The sequence below is a fragment of the Pseudomonas sp. NPDC088429 genome, from assembly GCF_044753305.1.
In the GTDB taxonomy this organism is placed as follows: Bacteria; Pseudomonadota; Gammaproteobacteria; order Pseudomonadales; family Pseudomonadaceae; genus Aquipseudomonas; species Aquipseudomonas rustica.
This window is the reverse complement of record NZ_JBIVMX010000040.1, coordinates 1-14,301: the sequence shown is the minus strand read 5'-3', so window position 1 is coordinate 14,301 and position 14,301 is coordinate 1. Positions and strand designations below refer to the sequence as shown.

Here is a 14,301-nt window from a genome sequence, read left to right as displayed (position 1 = left end):
CGCACGTCTTGCCGCTACCTGCATCGCAGATGATGACCAGGGCGGTGATGGGATGACTCATATAACACCTCAGCGCGCAGACAGCGCTACCTTTGCTAGCTATGACTCTAGTGCACAGGCAGAAGTTGCCGACGCCTTCTTGTCGTTTTTTTGGGTTGCAGCAGGTTTGCGCCCAACGCCAAAAAGCGAAGATCAGGCAGGACCTCGCTTACGCATTTACAGCTGCATCAGGACAGCGCTACCTTAGTGCCTTGATTTTTGTTTGGCAAGCCGTCGATGACCACCCCTAAAAACGATAAAAATACCCGCACCACCGGCCGTCCCACCCTGAATGAAGTTGCCCGCCTGGCCGGTGTCAGTCCGATTACCGCCTCCCGCGCCTTGCGTGGGGTCAGCACCGTGGCCACCGAACTGGTAGAAAAAGTCCGCAAAGCCGCCCTCGAACTCAACTACGTGGTCAACCCTGCCGCCCGCGCTCTGGCCTCGGCGCAGAGCCATTCGGTGGTGGTTTTGGTGCCATCGTTGTCCAACCTTTTGTTTATCGACACGCTGGAAGCCATTCATCGGGTGCTCACGCCCAAGGGCTTCGAAGTACTGATCGGCAACTTCCACTATTCCCGCGATGAAGAAGAAAACCTGCTGCGCAACTACATGGCGTATCAGCCGCGCGGGTTTCTGCTGACCGGGTTTGATCGCACGGAAAGTTCGCGGCGGATGATTGAGGCGAGCAACATTCCTTGCGTGTACATGATGGAACTGGACAGCGCTGCCGGGGTGAATTGCGTCGGGTTTTCGCAGTTGAGTGCCGGGGAAACGGCGGCTGAGCATTTGCTATCGCGGGGGCGCAAGCGTCTGGCGTACATCGGCGCGCAACTCGATCAACGTACGTTGTTGCGCGGTGAGGGTTTCCGCAAAGCACTGCAGAAGGCCGGGCGTTACGACCCGGATCTGGAAGTGCTGACGCCGCGTGCTTCGTCGGTGGGCTTGGGTGGGGAATTGTTTTTGCAGTTGCTGGCGGCGCATCCGGATGTTGATGCGATCTTCTTTGGCAACGACGATTTGGCGCAGGGTGCTTTGCTGGAAGCGTTGCGCAATGGCATCAAGATTCCTGAACAGGTGGCGATTCTCGGTTTTAACGACTTGCCGATGTCCGAATACATGGTGCCGCGCTTGAGCAGCATCAACACCCCACGTGAGGCAATCGGCCGGCGCGCGGCGGAGCAGATGTTGACGTTGATGGCGGGTAACAACGTTGCGCGTCCAGTAGAAGACATGGGTTTCGAACTGAAGATTCGCGAAAGCACGTGACGCTTCGCAATACGATCATTCCCACGCTCTGCGTGGGAATGCCTCAACGGACGCTCCGCGTTCGGCGGTGAAGGGACGCAGAGCGTCCCGGGCTGCGTTCCCACGCGGAGCGTGGGAACAATCAACCACTCAACAGATCAACGAGGGCCAGTGCGCCTTTCTGGAGCGGCTGGCTTTTGAGCCACACCGCATGCACCGGCATCACCAGACCGTTTTCGATGTTGCGAAAATTCAGGCGTTTCAGCCGGCCGTTATCCAGTCTCGATTGCACCACCGACAACGGAAAATTGCCCCAGCCCAATCCCGCCTCAACCATCTCCATCGCCGTTTCCAGACTGTCGGTGCGCCAATACGACTCTGCCACCAACGGCCGCGTCTCGCTGATCGGCAAGTCGCGACTGGCGACGATGATCTGCCGCACATGCACCAGATCTTCGAGAAACAAATCCTGCCCCCGCAACAACGGGCTGTCCGCCGCCAGCGTGGCGATCATCCGTTCGCTGCCGACGAACTGAAAACGCTCCAGCACGTTCATGCTCAACCCGGCGAACGCCAGGCACACACTGACACGACCACTGTGCAGCATCGCCAGCACGTCATCCTGCGGCGCGGTCAGCACTTCGATATCGAGCAACGGATGACGCTCGGCGATCACCTTGATCGCCGCCAGCAAACGCCGCCGATCAATGTCCGCAACCACGCCAATCGACAACTTGCTCTCCAACCCCAACGACAACTCCACCGCGTGCACTTGCAGTTGTTTGAGTTGTTCGGCGATCAGTCGCGCGTGCGGCACCAGTGACAGCGCCATCGCCGTGGGTTGTGGCTCGCGATGACTGCGGTCAAACAGCAGATAACCGAGTTCGGCCTCAAGGTTGCCAATACTCATGCTCACCGCCGATGGCACCCGACCCAATGCCCGAGCCGCCGCCGAAAACGAGCCGCGTTCAATCACCGCAAGAAACAACTCAATGCTGTCGCTGTTGAAATTCACTTCACCTACCTATCACCAAAACTGAAAGCTACTGACTTTTTCTGTCAGCCCTATTGAAGCTATCTTTCGTCGCCTTCGCCAGTCCCGCTGGCCAACAAACGGCAAGAAAGAGGCAATTCCCATGCAAGGCGTCAAACGCAAACTGGTCTACGTGTCGCTCTACGAAGTGATCGGCATGACCTTCTCCGCTCTCGGTCTGGCGCTGTTGTCCGGGACTTCGCCGGGCAGCACCGGGCCACTGGCGGTGATCATCACCACCATCGCCGTGACCTGGAACTTCATTTACACCTCATTGTTCGAGCGCTGGGAAAGCCGTCAGGTGTCGCGCACGCGCACGGTGAAACGCCGCATCGCCCACGCCATCGGTTTTCAGCTGACGCTGATCGTGTTCCTGATTCCGTTGATTGCGTGGTGGATGAACATCAGCCTGGTGCAGGCATTTCTGCTGGATCTGGCGCTGATCATTTTCATCCCGTGCTACACGTTCGCGTTCAACTGGCTGTTCGACCGGATTTTCGGTTTGCCGGCCTCGGCGCTGCCGGATTCGGCGGCTGCGGCATAAATCGTTAATTCGTAAGAAGATATTGCAAGAAATCAGCGGTTTCCCGGCGTAAATCGCTGTTCTTCACAATCCGTGGTTTCCGATAGCAGGCTAAGCTTTTCCATCAATAAAAAATGGATCTGCCCATGACTGCACACGCCCCCGCCGCCGCGCAAAGCGACGGCATCGATCCGATCCGCGCTGCCGAAGTTTCCGCCCGTATCGACCGTCTCCCCGCTGTCGCGACGATCTGGCGATTGGTGGCGCTGCTGTCGATCGGTGGTTTCTTCGAACTCTACGATTTGTTCCAGACCGCCTACATCAGCCCCGGACTGATCCGCGACGGCATCTTCGCCACCGGCAATCAGGGCGTGTTCGGTTTCTCCGATCAAGCGGCGTTCGCTTCGGCGACGTTTCTCGGCCTGTTCCTCGGCGCCAGCCTGCTCAGCCCGCTGGCGGATCGTTTCGGTCGCCGCGCGATCTTCACCTTCGCGCTGATTTGGTACACCGTGGCGACGGTGTTGATGGGTATTCAGAGTTCGGCGCTGGGCATCATCTGCATGCGCTTTCTGGTCGGCATCGGTTTGGGCATCGAATTGGTGACCATCGACGCTTACCTCTCGGAACTGGTGCCCAAACGCATGCGCAGTTCCGCGTTCGCTTTCGCGTTTTTCGTGCAATTTCTCTCGGTGCCGGCAGTGGCGTTGATGTCGTGGTGGCTGGTGCCGCAAGCGCCGTTCGGTGTGTCCGGCTGGCGTTGGGTGGTGTTGGCGAGCGCGGTGTTTGCGCTGTTTATCTGGTGGTTGCGCAAGCGTCTGCCGGAGTCGCCACGCTGGTTGGCGCAGCACGGTCGATTCGACGAAGCCAACCGGATTCTCGATAACATCGAGGCACGCTGCGTGAAGGATCATGGCCAGGCATTGGACATGCCGGAAACCGTGCCGGTCGATGTTGAAGGCAAGGGTCGTTTCGCCGACATCTGGCAACCACCGTATCGCCGCCGCGCCTTGATGCTGATCGTCTTCCACGTCTTTCAAGCGATCGGTTTTTTCGGTTTTGGCAATTGGTTGCCGGCGCTGCTGTCCGGCCAGGGCGTGAGCGTCACCCACAGTTTGATGTACGCGTTCATCATCACCCTCGCCTACCCGCTCGGGCCGCTGCTGTTCGTCAAGTTCGCCAACCGTTTCGAGAACAAATGGCAGATCGTCGGCTCGGCCCTCGGTGCGATGACCTTCGGTACCTTGTTCGCCTTGCAGACCAGTGCCTTCGGGCTGATCTTTTGCGGGGTGATGATCACCTTCTGCAACGCCTGGCTGAGCTTCAGTTATCACTCGTACCAGAGCGAACTGTTCCCGACCAACATTCGCGCCCGCGCGGTAGGGTTCTGCTATTCCTTCAGTCGTTTGTCTACGGTGTTCAGCAGCCTGCTGATCGGTTTTTTTCTCGACAGTTTTGGCACGCCCGGCGTGTTGGCGTTCATTGCCAGCAGCATGTTGATCGTGATGCTGACCATCGGCTACTTCGGCCCGCGCACGCGTAATCTGGCGCTGGAAAACATTGCCTGATCCTGTAGGAGCTGCGGCACGCTGCGATCTTTTGATCCTCATCTTTTGATCTGAATTTTAAAGATCAAGATCAAAAGATCGCAGCGTGCCGCAGCTCCTACAGGGGGCGGTGTGATGTCAGTTCAGTTGCAGGGTTTCGTTGAACTGGCTGATGGCATCGACGACGTGACGTGAGCCTTGCTGAATCTCCTGAATCACTGCCCCCGCCTCGTTCGCCAGCTCCACGCCAAGCCCGGTACGGCTCAAACTCGATTGCATGCTCGACACCGCGCTCAGCGACAAATCGTGGTTGCGGCGCACAACGTCGACGATCTCCAGCGTCGCCTGACTCGTTCTTGCCGCCAGACTTCGCACCTCATCCGCCACCACGGCAAACCCGCGCCCGTGCTCGCCAGCGCGCGCCGCTTCGATCGCGGCGTTGAGCGCCAGCAAATTAGTCTGATCAGCAATCCCGCGAATCGTCTGGACGATGGTGCCGATGATGTCTGACTGTTTGCTCACCGCATCGATGCTGACCGCCGCTTCGTTGAGGTCGCGGGAAATGTCCTGAATGATCTGCACCGTTTGCTGCACGACTTGTGAGCCTTTTTGCGCGCAGGCGTCGTTTTGTACCGAGGTGCTGTGGGCCGATTCCGCAGCGTTCTGCAGCGTGGTCATTTGTTGGGTGATGTCGCTGGCGAACTTGACCACTTTGTACAAGCGGCCCTTGGCATCAAACAGCGGGTTGTACGAGGCTTCGAGGTAAACCATGTGCCCGGATTTGTTCTTGCGCTCGAAACGGTGCGAGTGATATTCGCCGCGATTGAGCGAAGCCCAGAAAGCTTTGTATTGCGACGATTCGGATTCGCTGCGGTGGCAGAACATGCTGTGGTGATGCCCAACGACTTCGTTGTGCGAGTACTGCATGGTCTTGAGAAAGTTGTCGTTGGCGGTGATGACATTGCCTTCCGGGGTGAACTCGATCACGGCCATCGAGCGACCGATCGCCGCGAGCATGGCTTCTTGTTCATGCTCCTTGTTAATCCGCGCGGTAATGTCGGACGCGACTTTGATCACGCTTTTAACTTGCTTGTCCGGGCCATACACCGGCATGTAACTGGCTTCGAGCCAGACTTCCTTGCCACTTTTGTTCAAACGCAGAAACGTCCCGCTGATCGGTTCACCACGGGCCAGGTCGCGCCACAACTTGGCGTATTCCTCGCTGCGATAAAACGCTTCTTCACAGAAGATCCGGTGATGTTTGCCGCGCACTTCATCGGCGCCATAGCCCATGGTTTTACAGAAGTTTTCGTTGGCATCCAGAACGATGCCGTCGGGGGTGAATTCGATCATCGCCATCGAACGGCTGATCGCGGCCAACTTGGCATTGGCCTCGGTCAAGGCACAGCTGAATCGTTCGATTTCCAGCAGGTCAGCCTTGTGATGTAGGTTAAACATGGTTGTATCACCTTCCGCGCGGACTTTTGATTTGATGAAAGTTCAGGTCTTTCACGATCCACCACTACGTTCCAAAGAACAGGCACACGCATTCCTCCACGGGAGGAAGTTGTCAGGTGATAAATGATGGTCAATCGGAGAGTCCATGCAGCGACGCTCTAATCAAGACATCCTTCTCTTGATAGCCCGCTCGCGGGCCAGCCCTAACGCGTTGAAGAACTTCCATTTAAAAAATGCTCCTTGTTGGTTCAGTGTCGGTGCCTTGGGTTGCGCACTCTGGCAGCATGAATTTGCAGACTAACCGTGCACGGTCGACATAGTTAGTTACAGAGCAGCATAGCTAGCGCAAAACCTTGCGCAAGGCCACTAGTCGGCCAGTAGTGAGGACTTTTTGCACAAGAATCGGTTCAGCGGAAAATGAACAGCCCCCTGTAGGAGCTGCCGAAGGCTGCGATCTTTGGACTTTGATTTTTTCAAGATCAAAAGATCGCAGCCTTCGGCAGCTCCTACAGGGGGCGGCGTTGGGAACTAGAGGCTGTTGCTGACTTTGGTAGCCACTTCTGCGGGCACCCACGATTTCCACACCTGCGGCTGATCGCGTAAAAACGCCTGCGCCACCACCCTCGGCTGCAAGCGTTTTTCACTCATCCCCGCCAGCGTCTGGTTCAACAGATCTATCGGCAAGTCGACCTTTTCAAAAAACGTCACCAGCTCCGGATACTGCGCTTTGAACGGCGCCGACACGCCAATCGCCAGACTCGCCGGCATCGACCGCGTGCCTTTGGGATTCGGATTATTGGCATCGGCCAAGGTCTTCCAGGCTTCGGCATCAAACGGCGGTTCATCGAGTTTCACCAGTTTGAATCGGCCGAGCAGCGGCGTTGGCGACCAGTAATAGAACAGCACCGGTTTGCCACGTTTGATCGACGACGCCACCTCGGCATCCAGCGCCGCGCCGGAGCCGGTGCGGAAGTTGACGAAGCTGTCGTTGAGCGCATAGGCCTTGAGCTTCTGAGTGTTGACGATCTCCGATGTCCAACCCGTCGGGCTGTTGAGGAAACGCCCACGGCTCGGGTCTTCGGGATCACGGAACACGTCTTTGTAGCGCGGCAGATCCGCCACCGATTTCAGTTCCGGCGCCAAAGGTTTGATGCCGCGCTCGGGGTCGCCCTTGATCACGTACTCCGGCACCCACCAGCCTTCGGTGGCACCTTTCACTGTATCGCCGAGGCCGAATACTTTGCCTTCAGCAGCAGCCTTGACCCACGCCGGACTGCGCCCGGCCCACTCTTCGCCGATCACTTGAATATCGTTTTTTGCCAACGCCGCTTCGAGGCTGACGGTGCTGCCCGGCAGCGTATCGGTCGGGTAGCCGTAGCCTTTTTCGACAATCAGGCGCAGCACTTCGGTGATAAAACTGCCGCTCTCCCAAGTGATGTCGCCGAAGTGAATCGGCGCGGTTTTCTCCGTTGCAGAAACTGCCCCGACGCTCAAGCTCAGCGCCAGTAGCGAACCGCCGAGCAGGGTTTTGATCGATCTCATGCAGACCTCTTGTCTTGTAGGAATTGGTTGGCGCTGTGGCGATCGCACAGGGCTTGGGAACGGGTCATGTACACGCTGACCGAGCGCTGGGAGATGCCCAGTTCGGCAGCAATTTGCGGGTAGGTCAGGCCATCGATGCGGGCGAGCAGAAAGGTCGAACGGACTTTGCCGGGCAGGCGTTGCAGGGTGTGATCGAGGCGCTTCAGGGTTTGCGACAGTTGCGCGAGATGCTCGGGCGACGCGGTGCCCTCCTCATCGACCTGTAGCTGATGCCGACGCTGTAGATCCGCACGGCGCCAGTGCTGATAAAGCAGACGTTGGGCGACGGTGGTGAGCAAGGCGCGGGGTTCGCGGATCGCGGTCAGGGATGATGATTCGAGCAGTTGCGCGAAGGTTTCGGCGGCGATGTCTTCAACGCTCGCCGCGTCGTGCAGATGCCGACGCAGATAGGTGCAAAGCCAGTGGTAATGGGCGCGGAACAGGCCGGCCAGGTGTTGGCGATGGGAAAGGTCGGCGCCGGACATAGGGGCTCCTGGGTTAGGGGTCGCTGAATGTCCGGTGTTCCGGTGGCGCGATCGTAGCAAGGCGCCTTATGCATTAATAATATTTAAATTTCATTTTTATATTCGATTATGGAATACAAGATCAAAAGATCGCAGCCCGGAACGCGATCCCTATAGGAGCTGCCGAAGGCTGCGATCTTTCAACGCAAGCAGCCATACCCCAACTCCTCAGCCTCACGCTGATAGTCGAGCACCACCTGATAATCACCCTCACCTGCCGCCAACACCTCAGGCAATCCCAACGTTTGCACAACATCCGGAAGTTCGTGCAACGACTGATTCATCACATGCCGCAGCCGCTCGATCTGTTCATCCGTAGCACTGGCGACGGTGATAAAAGGCAACGTCGGACTGAACGCACTGCGTCCAACAACACGTAGTCCCCTGACTTCCTCAGGCGCATGCTGCGCGAGGTAGTCGTAGGTGACGCTGTCGATGGCGGCCAGATCTGCGCGCTTCTCACGCAACCAGCGCAGGCTTTCACGGTGACCGCCGCTGATGCCGACCGTGGAGAAGAATTGCCCAGCGCGATGCAACGGGGCGAGGCGTTGGCGCAACAGGTTCATGCCGCTGTTGGAGTCTTCACTGTTGATCACGCCGCGACTGTCGCGAAAGGCTGGCAAGGTTTTGCGTGGGTCATCAGCGCGGCTGAGGATCAGGCTGCAATGATTGCCAGCGCTGGCGTCGGGGAGTTCGTAGCGTGGGCGGCCGATCACACGAATCTGGCCTTTTAATGCCGTCATCAATGGATAGCCGCAGGTTTGTGTAAGCAGGAGATTGGGGGATAACCAGAGTTCGCGCAGTGACAGGCCTTCAGCGCTCAGACGGGTGTGACCGAGGTGTTCAAGGATGCGCGCGAGCCAGCGCTCGTTGGCCACACGGATAGGCTCGGGGGCGGTGTACATAAGGAGCTCGGCGTGGTGTTGAGTCATACACATATTTCCTGACAACGAATTTCCAACTGTAGGAGTGAGCCTGCTCGCGAATGCGGTGTAACAGTAAAAACCGCTTTGAATGACACACCGCCTTCGCGAGCAGGCTCGCTCCTACAGGGGATATATGGTGATCTTGAAATTAGTGATAAGGATGCTCGGGACTATCGATCGGTCTGACGCCATGCTCCCGCCACAACTGCCCATACCCTTGCACCAGAAACCCGCCACTCCTCGCCACCCATTGCTCGCGATTCGAGCGATAGACCTTGGGCAAGTCGTACCACGCCAGCCCCGGCAAATCATGATGCACCAGATGGAAATTCAGATTGAGAAACAGCCAGCGCCACGGCCATCCGGCTTCGTTCAGCACCGTGCGCTGCTCCGGTTGCGCGTGCGGTCGATGTTCGTAGTAGGAGCGGATCATCGCAATCGACAGCGCCGGCACACTGATCAACAACAGGTAATGCCACACCGGCAACACGCTGTAGCGCGCGATAAACCACAGCATCAGCAGCGTGAACGCGCCATGCGTCAGCCACATCAGCCAGGCTTGGCGCTCACGGTTTTTCAGCCGCTGCAATTCTTCACCGGCCAACGCCAGCAAGCCCAACGGCGCACCGATGGCGAAACGCCCGAGCACGGTTTTATTCAGCCAGTGCAAGCTGCGTTCAAACAGCGAACTGCCCTGCCAGCGCCCCCGCGTCAGGTAACGGCTTTCCGGATCGACACCGGGCACCGTCAGATCTTCATCGCGGTGATGCAGTAGATGGCTGTCGCGATACAACGTGTACGGATACCACACGGCAAACGGCGCATAGCCGAGAATTTTATTGAAGCGAATCCATCGCGTCGGATGGCCGTGGAGCAATTCGTGTTGCACCGACAGCCACAGCACCAGTAGCGGAATCAGCAGCACGGTACTGCAACCCCGTCCCAGCCAGTGGCTGTTCAACATGATTGCAAACCAGCCGCCATACACGCCGATCAACAACAGCCAGGTCGGCCAGTCGCTGCGAGCGGTAAAACGTTGGCGCAGGGTTTCGATGTGTTGACGGTGGGTGGCGTCGAAATAATGGGGCATGGCGTTGCTCGCAGCGGGTTCCTTCCCTTTCTGTGCAACGACCACCGAGAATCTTGCAGATTATTTTGGATCAACAGGGAAGCCCGAGAACCGGGCTTCCGAAAGGCGTGATCAATGACCGAAAATATCGGTTTTCTTGGCCTTCTTCTCCGCGCGTTTTTCAATCGCGGTCTTGGCCGGTTTCTTCTTCGCGGCTTTCTTTGAATCCATACCTTTGGACATGATGCGTACTCCACTCACAGGGGATGTGAGCTCAGGTATACACCTATCCAGACGCGCGCGTTCTTTTATAATCGCCGCGAAATCTACCGACAGTCAGAACCCATGCCCGATACCCGATACAGCCTGCTCGACGCGTCACTTTGGCCGTTGATGAACAAGTTTTACCGCAGCCACCAATCCTCGATGAAAGCCGTGCGCGATGCGCAATTGTGGGTCGCGCGACGTGGGGAAATTGTTGCAGCATTGTGCTTGCGACCGGTGGCGGGTGGGCATTGGTTGACCGGGTTGTTTGTTGATCCGGGGTGTCGGGATCAGGGGATTGCGGCGCAGTTGATGGCAGCGGCGGTTCAGGATGTGACGGAACCGGTGTGGCTGTTCTGTCATCCGGATTTGCGCGGGTTTTATGAGCGGCGCGGGTTCCGGTTTGATCCTGAGTTGCCGCAGGCGATGGCGGAGCGATTGAGCCGGTATGCGCGGAGCAAGCCGATGATTGCGATGGGCCTGGGGTGAAGATCAAAAGATCGCAGCCTTCGGCAGCTCCTACACCTATCCCTGTAGGAGCTGCCGAAGGCTGCGATCTTTTGATTCTGGTTAATCGTCAGCTGTGGGATCGAGATCCGGGAACATCACTTCGGTAAAACCGAACTTGCTGAAATCAGTAATCCGCGAAGGGTACAACCGGCCGATCAGGTGATCGCACTCATGCTGCACCACCCGCGCATGAAAACCTGAAGCCACACGCATGATCGGCTCGCCCTTCGGATCAAAACCCTCGTAGCGAATCTGCTGATAACGATCCACCGCGCCGCGCAAACCCGGCACCGACAAACACCCTTCAAACCCCTCCTCCATCAACGGATTCAACGGCGTGATCAGCGGGTTGATCAGGATGGTCTGCGGCACGGCTTCAGCGTCCGGATAACGTTCGCTCTGCTCGAAACCAAAGATCACCAATTGCAGATCGACGCCGATCTGCGGTGCAGCCAAACCAACGCCGCCGACGCTTTCCATGGCCTGGAACATGTCGTCGATCAGTTGCCACAACTCAGGGCTGTTGAACATTTCCGGCGGCACTGGCGGGGCGATGCGCAGCAGGCGCTCGTCGCCCATTTTGAGGATTTCACGGATCATGATGTGGCTTCGTCAGTGTCCGGCTTGAGCGAATGATCGCGGCCCAGGCCCGAGACGTGTTGTTTGGGTTGTTCATCGAGTTCGCCGGGGACTTTCTCGCCCTCGTCTTTGCCCTCGCTGGACATGTGCTCGATCACCGCATTCATCTCCGCGCCGAGCAGCAGCACCGCAGCGGAAATGTAGAAGTACAGCAAGAGCACGATGATCGCCCCGATGCTGCCATACATCGCGTTGTAGTTGGCGAAGGTTTTTACGTAGAACGCGAAACCCAACGAGGCGATGATCCACACCACCACGGCCAATACCGAGCCCGGAGTGATGAAGCGGAATTCCTGTTTGACGTCCGGCATTACGTAATAGATGAGGGCCACGGCAACCATCATCAAAATCACGATCACCGGCCAGCGCGCGATCGTCCAGATGGTCACGATGACCTCTTCCAGCCCCACTTGCGCGGCAATCCAGCCCATGACTTGCGGGCCGAGCACCATCAGCGCGGCGGCCATCAGCAGCATGCCGGCGATGCCGACGGTGTAGACCACCGACAGCGGAAAGCGCTTCCAGATTGGTCGGCCTTCAACCACGTCATACGCCGCGTTCATCGCGCTCATCATCAGGCGCACGCCGGCAGACGCGGTGTACAGCGCGATGACGATACCGACCGAGAGCAAGCCGCCCTTGGACTGCTGCAACTGGTCGATCACCGGGTTCACTGATTCCAGCGCCTGCGGTGGCAGCACCAGTTCCGACTGCAGGCGCAGCCAGGAGAAAAAGTCCGGCAGGTGCAGGAAACCGATCAGGGCAATCAGAAACAGGATGAACGGGAACAGCGAGAACAGCATCTGGTAGGCCAGTGCCGAGGCGTAGGTCGACATTTCGTCATCGACGAATTCAGTGACCGTGCGCACCATCACTCGGTGCAGGGGCAGACCTTTCATGTCTGGAAATATCATTCGCGTCTCCTTTCGCCGCAATACAGGTTTGAAGTCGTGGCGACTCAGGGGCCGTTTTTTACATCAAGGTAGCTTGTTTGGCGAACCTTGGTGGGTGTCAGCAGGATTTCGACACAAAAACGGCCATCCTTGGATGGCCGCTCGTGTCTTTCGTTCAAGGCTGGATTACGCCTTGTCGACGCCTTTTTTGACAGCGTCCTTGGCTTTGCCGACCGCTTGCTGGGCTTCGCCTTTTTTCTCCTGGACTTTGCCTTCGGCCTGCAGCTTGGTGTTGTCGGTGGCTTTACCGACGCCTTGCTTGACGTTGCCGACCGCTTCGTTGGCCATGCCTTTTACTTTATCGCCTGTGCTACTCATGGTGTTTCTCCTTGGTGCAATTAGGGGGAAAAGTCAGTACGTAATGATTGACTGGCCGGGTTTGCGCCAAGTTTCATTTATTTTTCGCCGGATCATTTCGTCGCGACGAACAGGTTGGGCTTTATGTTTGCGTGCAATGCCCCGAGAATGCGCAACATAAGGGCGCCACGCGCCAGGAACCGATCCTGCAGGAATGTTATGAAACTCGATAAAACGCTCGCCATCGCCCGTAGAAACAAGGAACTGGGCGGCGCCGTGCTCGGCACCAACAATTGCCACTTCGCCGAACTGAACCGCAACCGCAACATCTGGTGGTTCGACCTGCCAGTGTCGCGTCTGGCGATTGGTCAGTACGAGTGGATTCACCTGCTGATGCACACGCCGGCCACCGACGAACTGCTGCACCTGAAAGTGCCGACGGTGTTTCTGCGTGAAAAGCTCGAAGGGCTGGTGATTCGCAATGAAGGCAAGCGCAAAGCGGCGCTGAGCCTGGAATTGAGCGCGGACAAGGATTCGTATCTGCAGGACATGCGTCCGGCGGGGACTAATGTGAATTTCGCGCCGTTCCGTCAGTAAATCAAAAGATCGCAGCCTGCGGCAGCTCCTACATGGTCGTTCCCACGCTCTGCGTGGGAATGCATCTAGGGACGCTCTGCGTCCCAGCAGTTCTGGACGCAGAGCGTCCGGGGCGGCATTCCCACGCGGAGCGTGGGAACGATCAAAGCCATGCTCTGCACCAACAAAAAGCCCCGCATCTGCGGGGCTTGGTGTTTTAGGCGGCGGACTTGGCCTTGATCTTCTTCAGCTCTTCATCGCGCAGTTCGCGGCGCAGGATCTTGCCGACGTTGGTGGTCGGCAGTGCATCGCGGAACTCGACCGAACGCGGCACCTTGTAACCGGTGACGTTGGCGCGCATGTGCTCCATCACCGTTTCCTTGGTCAGCGTCACGCCCGGTTTGGCGACGATGAAAATCTTGATCGCTTCGCCCGACTTCTCGTCCGGGATGCCAATGGCCGCGCACTGCAACACGCCTGGCAGGGTCGCCAGCACGTCTTCCAGTTCATTCGGATAAACGTTGAAACCGGAAACCAGAATCATGTCTTTCTTGCGATCGACAATGCGCATGTAGCCGTCCGGCTGGATCAGCGCGATGTCGCCGGTTTTCAGCCAACCGTCGCTGTCGAGCATCTCATCGGTAGCTTCCTGACGCTGCCAGTAGCCCTTCATCACTTGCGGGCCCTTGACGCACAGTTCGCCGATTTCGCCCATTGGCTGCTCGACACCGGCATCGTCGATGACTTTGCACAGGGTCGATGGCACTGGGATGCCGATGGTGCCGATCTGGATGTTCTGGATCGGATTCACCGTGGCGACCGGGCTGGTTTCGGTCATGCCGTAACCTTCGCAGATCGAGCAACCGGTCACCGCTTTCCAGCGCTCGGCAGCGGCCAGTTGCAGGGCCATGCCGCCCGACAACGTCACTTTCAGCGCCGAGAAGTCCAGCTTGCGGAAACCTTCGTTGTTGCACAGCGCCACGAACAACGTGTTGAGGCCGACGAAACCGCTGAACTTCCACTTCGACAGTTCCTTGACCATTGCCGGCAGGTCGCGCGGGTTGCTGTTCAGGATGTTGTGGTTGCCGATCAGCATCATCGCCATGCATTGAAAGGT

Annotated in this window: 14 protein-coding genes and 3 pseudogenes; 5 read left to right on the top strand and 12 right to left on the bottom strand. The window is 57.8% G+C overall.

Annotation, left to right across the window (positions count from 1 at the left end):
- Positions 1 to 61: pseudogene (locus ACIP66_RS18890) on the bottom strand (gluconokinase); the annotation flags it as partial.
- A gap of 215 nt (positions 62 to 276) precedes the next feature.
- Here ACIP66_RS18890 and ACIP66_RS18885 point away from each other — a divergent pair.
- Positions 277 to 1,308, top strand: coding sequence for a LacI family DNA-binding transcriptional regulator (locus ACIP66_RS18885; protein ID WP_400649897.1), 1,032 nt, complete (start codon positions 277 to 279; stop codon positions 1,306 to 1,308).
- A 121-nt stretch (positions 1,309 to 1,429) separates the two neighbouring features.
- Here ACIP66_RS18885 and ACIP66_RS18880 read toward each other — a convergent pair whose 3' ends face one another.
- Positions 1,430 to 2,302 carry a LysR family transcriptional regulator gene (locus ACIP66_RS18880; protein WP_282357922.1) on the bottom strand — a complete coding sequence of 291 codons (873 nt, stop codon included), beginning with the start codon at positions 2,300 to 2,302 and terminating at the stop codon, positions 1,430 to 1,432.
- A gap of 121 nt (positions 2,303 to 2,423) precedes the next feature.
- Between ACIP66_RS18880 and ACIP66_RS18875 the strand changes: the two genes are divergently transcribed.
- Complete coding sequence (locus ACIP66_RS18875; RefSeq protein ID WP_053122973.1) at positions 2,424 to 2,864, top strand: PACE efflux transporter; 441 nt, start codon at positions 2,424 to 2,426, stop codon at positions 2,862 to 2,864.
- Positions 2,865 to 2,989: 125 nt separating this feature from the next.
- A complete protein-coding gene (locus ACIP66_RS18870; RefSeq protein ID WP_400649893.1) occupies positions 2,990 to 4,408 on the top strand; it encodes an MFS transporter in 1,419 nt (472 codons plus the stop codon).
- A gap of 117 nt (positions 4,409 to 4,525) precedes the next feature.
- Here the strand turns inward: ACIP66_RS18870 and ACIP66_RS18865 are convergent.
- The 6 genes and pseudogenes from ACIP66_RS18865 to ACIP66_RS18840 form a co-directional block, all read right to left on the bottom strand.
- Positions 4,526 to 4,954: pseudogene (locus ACIP66_RS18865) on the bottom strand (methyl-accepting chemotaxis protein); the annotation flags it as partial.
- 114 nt (positions 4,955 to 5,068) lie between these two features.
- A pseudogene (locus tag ACIP66_RS18860) lies at positions 5,069 to 5,845 on the bottom strand (PAS domain-containing protein); the annotation flags it as partial.
- Between the two features lie 528 nt (positions 5,846 to 6,373).
- Positions 6,374 to 7,387, bottom strand: coding sequence for an ABC transporter substrate-binding protein (locus ACIP66_RS18855; RefSeq protein ID WP_400649890.1), 1,014 nt, complete (start codon positions 7,385 to 7,387; stop codon positions 6,374 to 6,376).
- Entirely contained in the window at positions 7,384 to 7,911 is a 528-nt protein-coding gene (locus ACIP66_RS18850; protein ID WP_400649887.1) for a sigma-70 family RNA polymerase sigma factor, read from the bottom strand. Before ACIP66_RS18850 ends, ACIP66_RS18855 begins: the two co-directional genes overlap by 4 nt.
- Before the next feature lie 179 nt (positions 7,912 to 8,090).
- On the bottom strand, positions 8,091 to 8,882 hold the full coding sequence (locus tag ACIP66_RS18845) for a phosphate/phosphite/phosphonate ABC transporter substrate-binding protein (protein ID WP_400649884.1): 792 nt from the start codon (positions 8,880 to 8,882) through the stop codon (positions 8,091 to 8,093).
- A gap of 142 nt (positions 8,883 to 9,024) precedes the next feature.
- Positions 9,025 to 9,966 (bottom strand): fatty acid desaturase, encoded by a 942-nt coding sequence (locus ACIP66_RS18840; protein ID WP_400649881.1) that lies wholly within the window; start codon positions 9,964 to 9,966, stop codon positions 9,025 to 9,027.
- A gap of 324 nt (positions 9,967 to 10,290) precedes the next feature.
- Here ACIP66_RS18840 and ACIP66_RS18835 point away from each other — a divergent pair, with 324 nt between their 5' ends.
- Positions 10,291 to 10,698, top strand: coding sequence for a GNAT family N-acetyltransferase (locus ACIP66_RS18835; protein ID WP_400649878.1), 408 nt, complete (start codon positions 10,291 to 10,293; stop codon positions 10,696 to 10,698).
- Between the two features lie 81 nt (positions 10,699 to 10,779).
- On the opposite strand, the gene def is transcribed toward ACIP66_RS18835, so the two are convergent.
- From def to ACIP66_RS18820, 3 genes are all read right to left on the bottom strand, one after another.
- Complete coding sequence (def, locus tag ACIP66_RS18830; protein ID WP_400649876.1) at positions 10,780 to 11,319, bottom strand: peptide deformylase; 540 nt, start codon at positions 11,317 to 11,319, stop codon at positions 10,780 to 10,782.
- Positions 11,316 to 12,272: a YihY/virulence factor BrkB family protein gene (locus tag ACIP66_RS18825; protein ID WP_053122992.1), complete on the bottom strand. Its 957-nt coding sequence runs from the start codon at positions 12,270 to 12,272 to the stop codon at positions 11,316 to 11,318. Before ACIP66_RS18825 ends, def begins: the two co-directional genes overlap by 4 nt.
- 165 nt (positions 12,273 to 12,437) lie before the next feature.
- Positions 12,438 to 12,629, bottom strand: coding sequence for a CsbD family protein (locus tag ACIP66_RS18820; RefSeq protein WP_053122994.1), 192 nt, complete (start codon positions 12,627 to 12,629; stop codon positions 12,438 to 12,440).
- 198 nt (positions 12,630 to 12,827) lie between these two features.
- Between ACIP66_RS18820 and ACIP66_RS18815 the strand changes: the two genes are divergently transcribed.
- Positions 12,828 to 13,205, top strand: a complete 378-nt coding sequence (locus ACIP66_RS18815; RefSeq protein ID WP_008082340.1) for a hypothetical protein — start codon at positions 12,828 to 12,830, stop codon at positions 13,203 to 13,205.
- 196 nt (positions 13,206 to 13,401) lie between these two features.
- On the opposite strand, the gene ACIP66_RS18810 is transcribed toward ACIP66_RS18815, so the two are convergent.
- A partial coding sequence (locus ACIP66_RS18810; RefSeq protein WP_400649873.1) for an AMP-binding protein occupies positions 13,402 to 14,301 on the bottom strand: 900 nt, incomplete at its 5' end.

What these genes read in the sequence shown, in the direction of transcription:
- ACIP66_RS18845 (WP_400649884.1), bottom strand. Translation starts at nt 8,882, where the DNA reads ATGACTCAACACCACGCCGAGCTCCTTATGTACACCGCCCCCGAGCCT.
- ACIP66_RS18835 (WP_400649878.1), top strand. Translation starts at nt 10,291, where the DNA reads ATGCCCGATACCCGATACAGCCTGCTCGACGCGTCACTTTGGCCGTTG.
- ACIP66_RS18875 (WP_053122973.1), top strand. Translation starts at nt 2,424, where the DNA reads ATGCAAGGCGTCAAACGCAAACTGGTCTACGTGTCGCTCTACGAAGTG.
- ACIP66_RS18820 (WP_053122994.1), bottom strand. Translation starts at nt 12,629, where the DNA reads ATGAGTAGCACAGGCGATAAAGTAAAAGGCATGGCCAACGAAGCGGTC.
- ACIP66_RS18850 (WP_400649887.1), bottom strand. Translation starts at nt 7,911, where the DNA reads ATGTCCGGCGCCGACCTTTCCCATCGCCAACACCTGGCCGGCCTGTTC.
- ACIP66_RS18855 (WP_400649890.1), bottom strand. Translation starts at nt 7,387, where the DNA reads ATGAGATCGATCAAAACCCTGCTCGGCGGTTCGCTACTGGCGCTGAGC.
- ACIP66_RS18815 (WP_008082340.1), top strand. Translation starts at nt 12,828, where the DNA reads ATGAAACTCGATAAAACGCTCGCCATCGCCCGTAGAAACAAGGAACTG.
- ACIP66_RS18825 (WP_053122992.1), bottom strand. Translation starts at nt 12,272, where the DNA reads ATGATATTTCCAGACATGAAAGGTCTGCCCCTGCACCGAGTGATGGTG.
- ACIP66_RS18870 (WP_400649893.1), top strand. Translation starts at nt 2,990, where the DNA reads ATGACTGCACACGCCCCCGCCGCCGCGCAAAGCGACGGCATCGATCCG.
- ACIP66_RS18885 (WP_400649897.1), top strand. Translation starts at nt 277, where the DNA reads ATGACCACCCCTAAAAACGATAAAAATACCCGCACCACCGGCCGTCCC.
- def (WP_400649876.1), bottom strand. Translation starts at nt 11,319, where the DNA reads ATGATCCGTGAAATCCTCAAAATGGGCGACGAGCGCCTGCTGCGCATC.
- ACIP66_RS18840 (WP_400649881.1), bottom strand. Translation starts at nt 9,966, where the DNA reads ATGCCCCATTATTTCGACGCCACCCACCGTCAACACATCGAAACCCTG.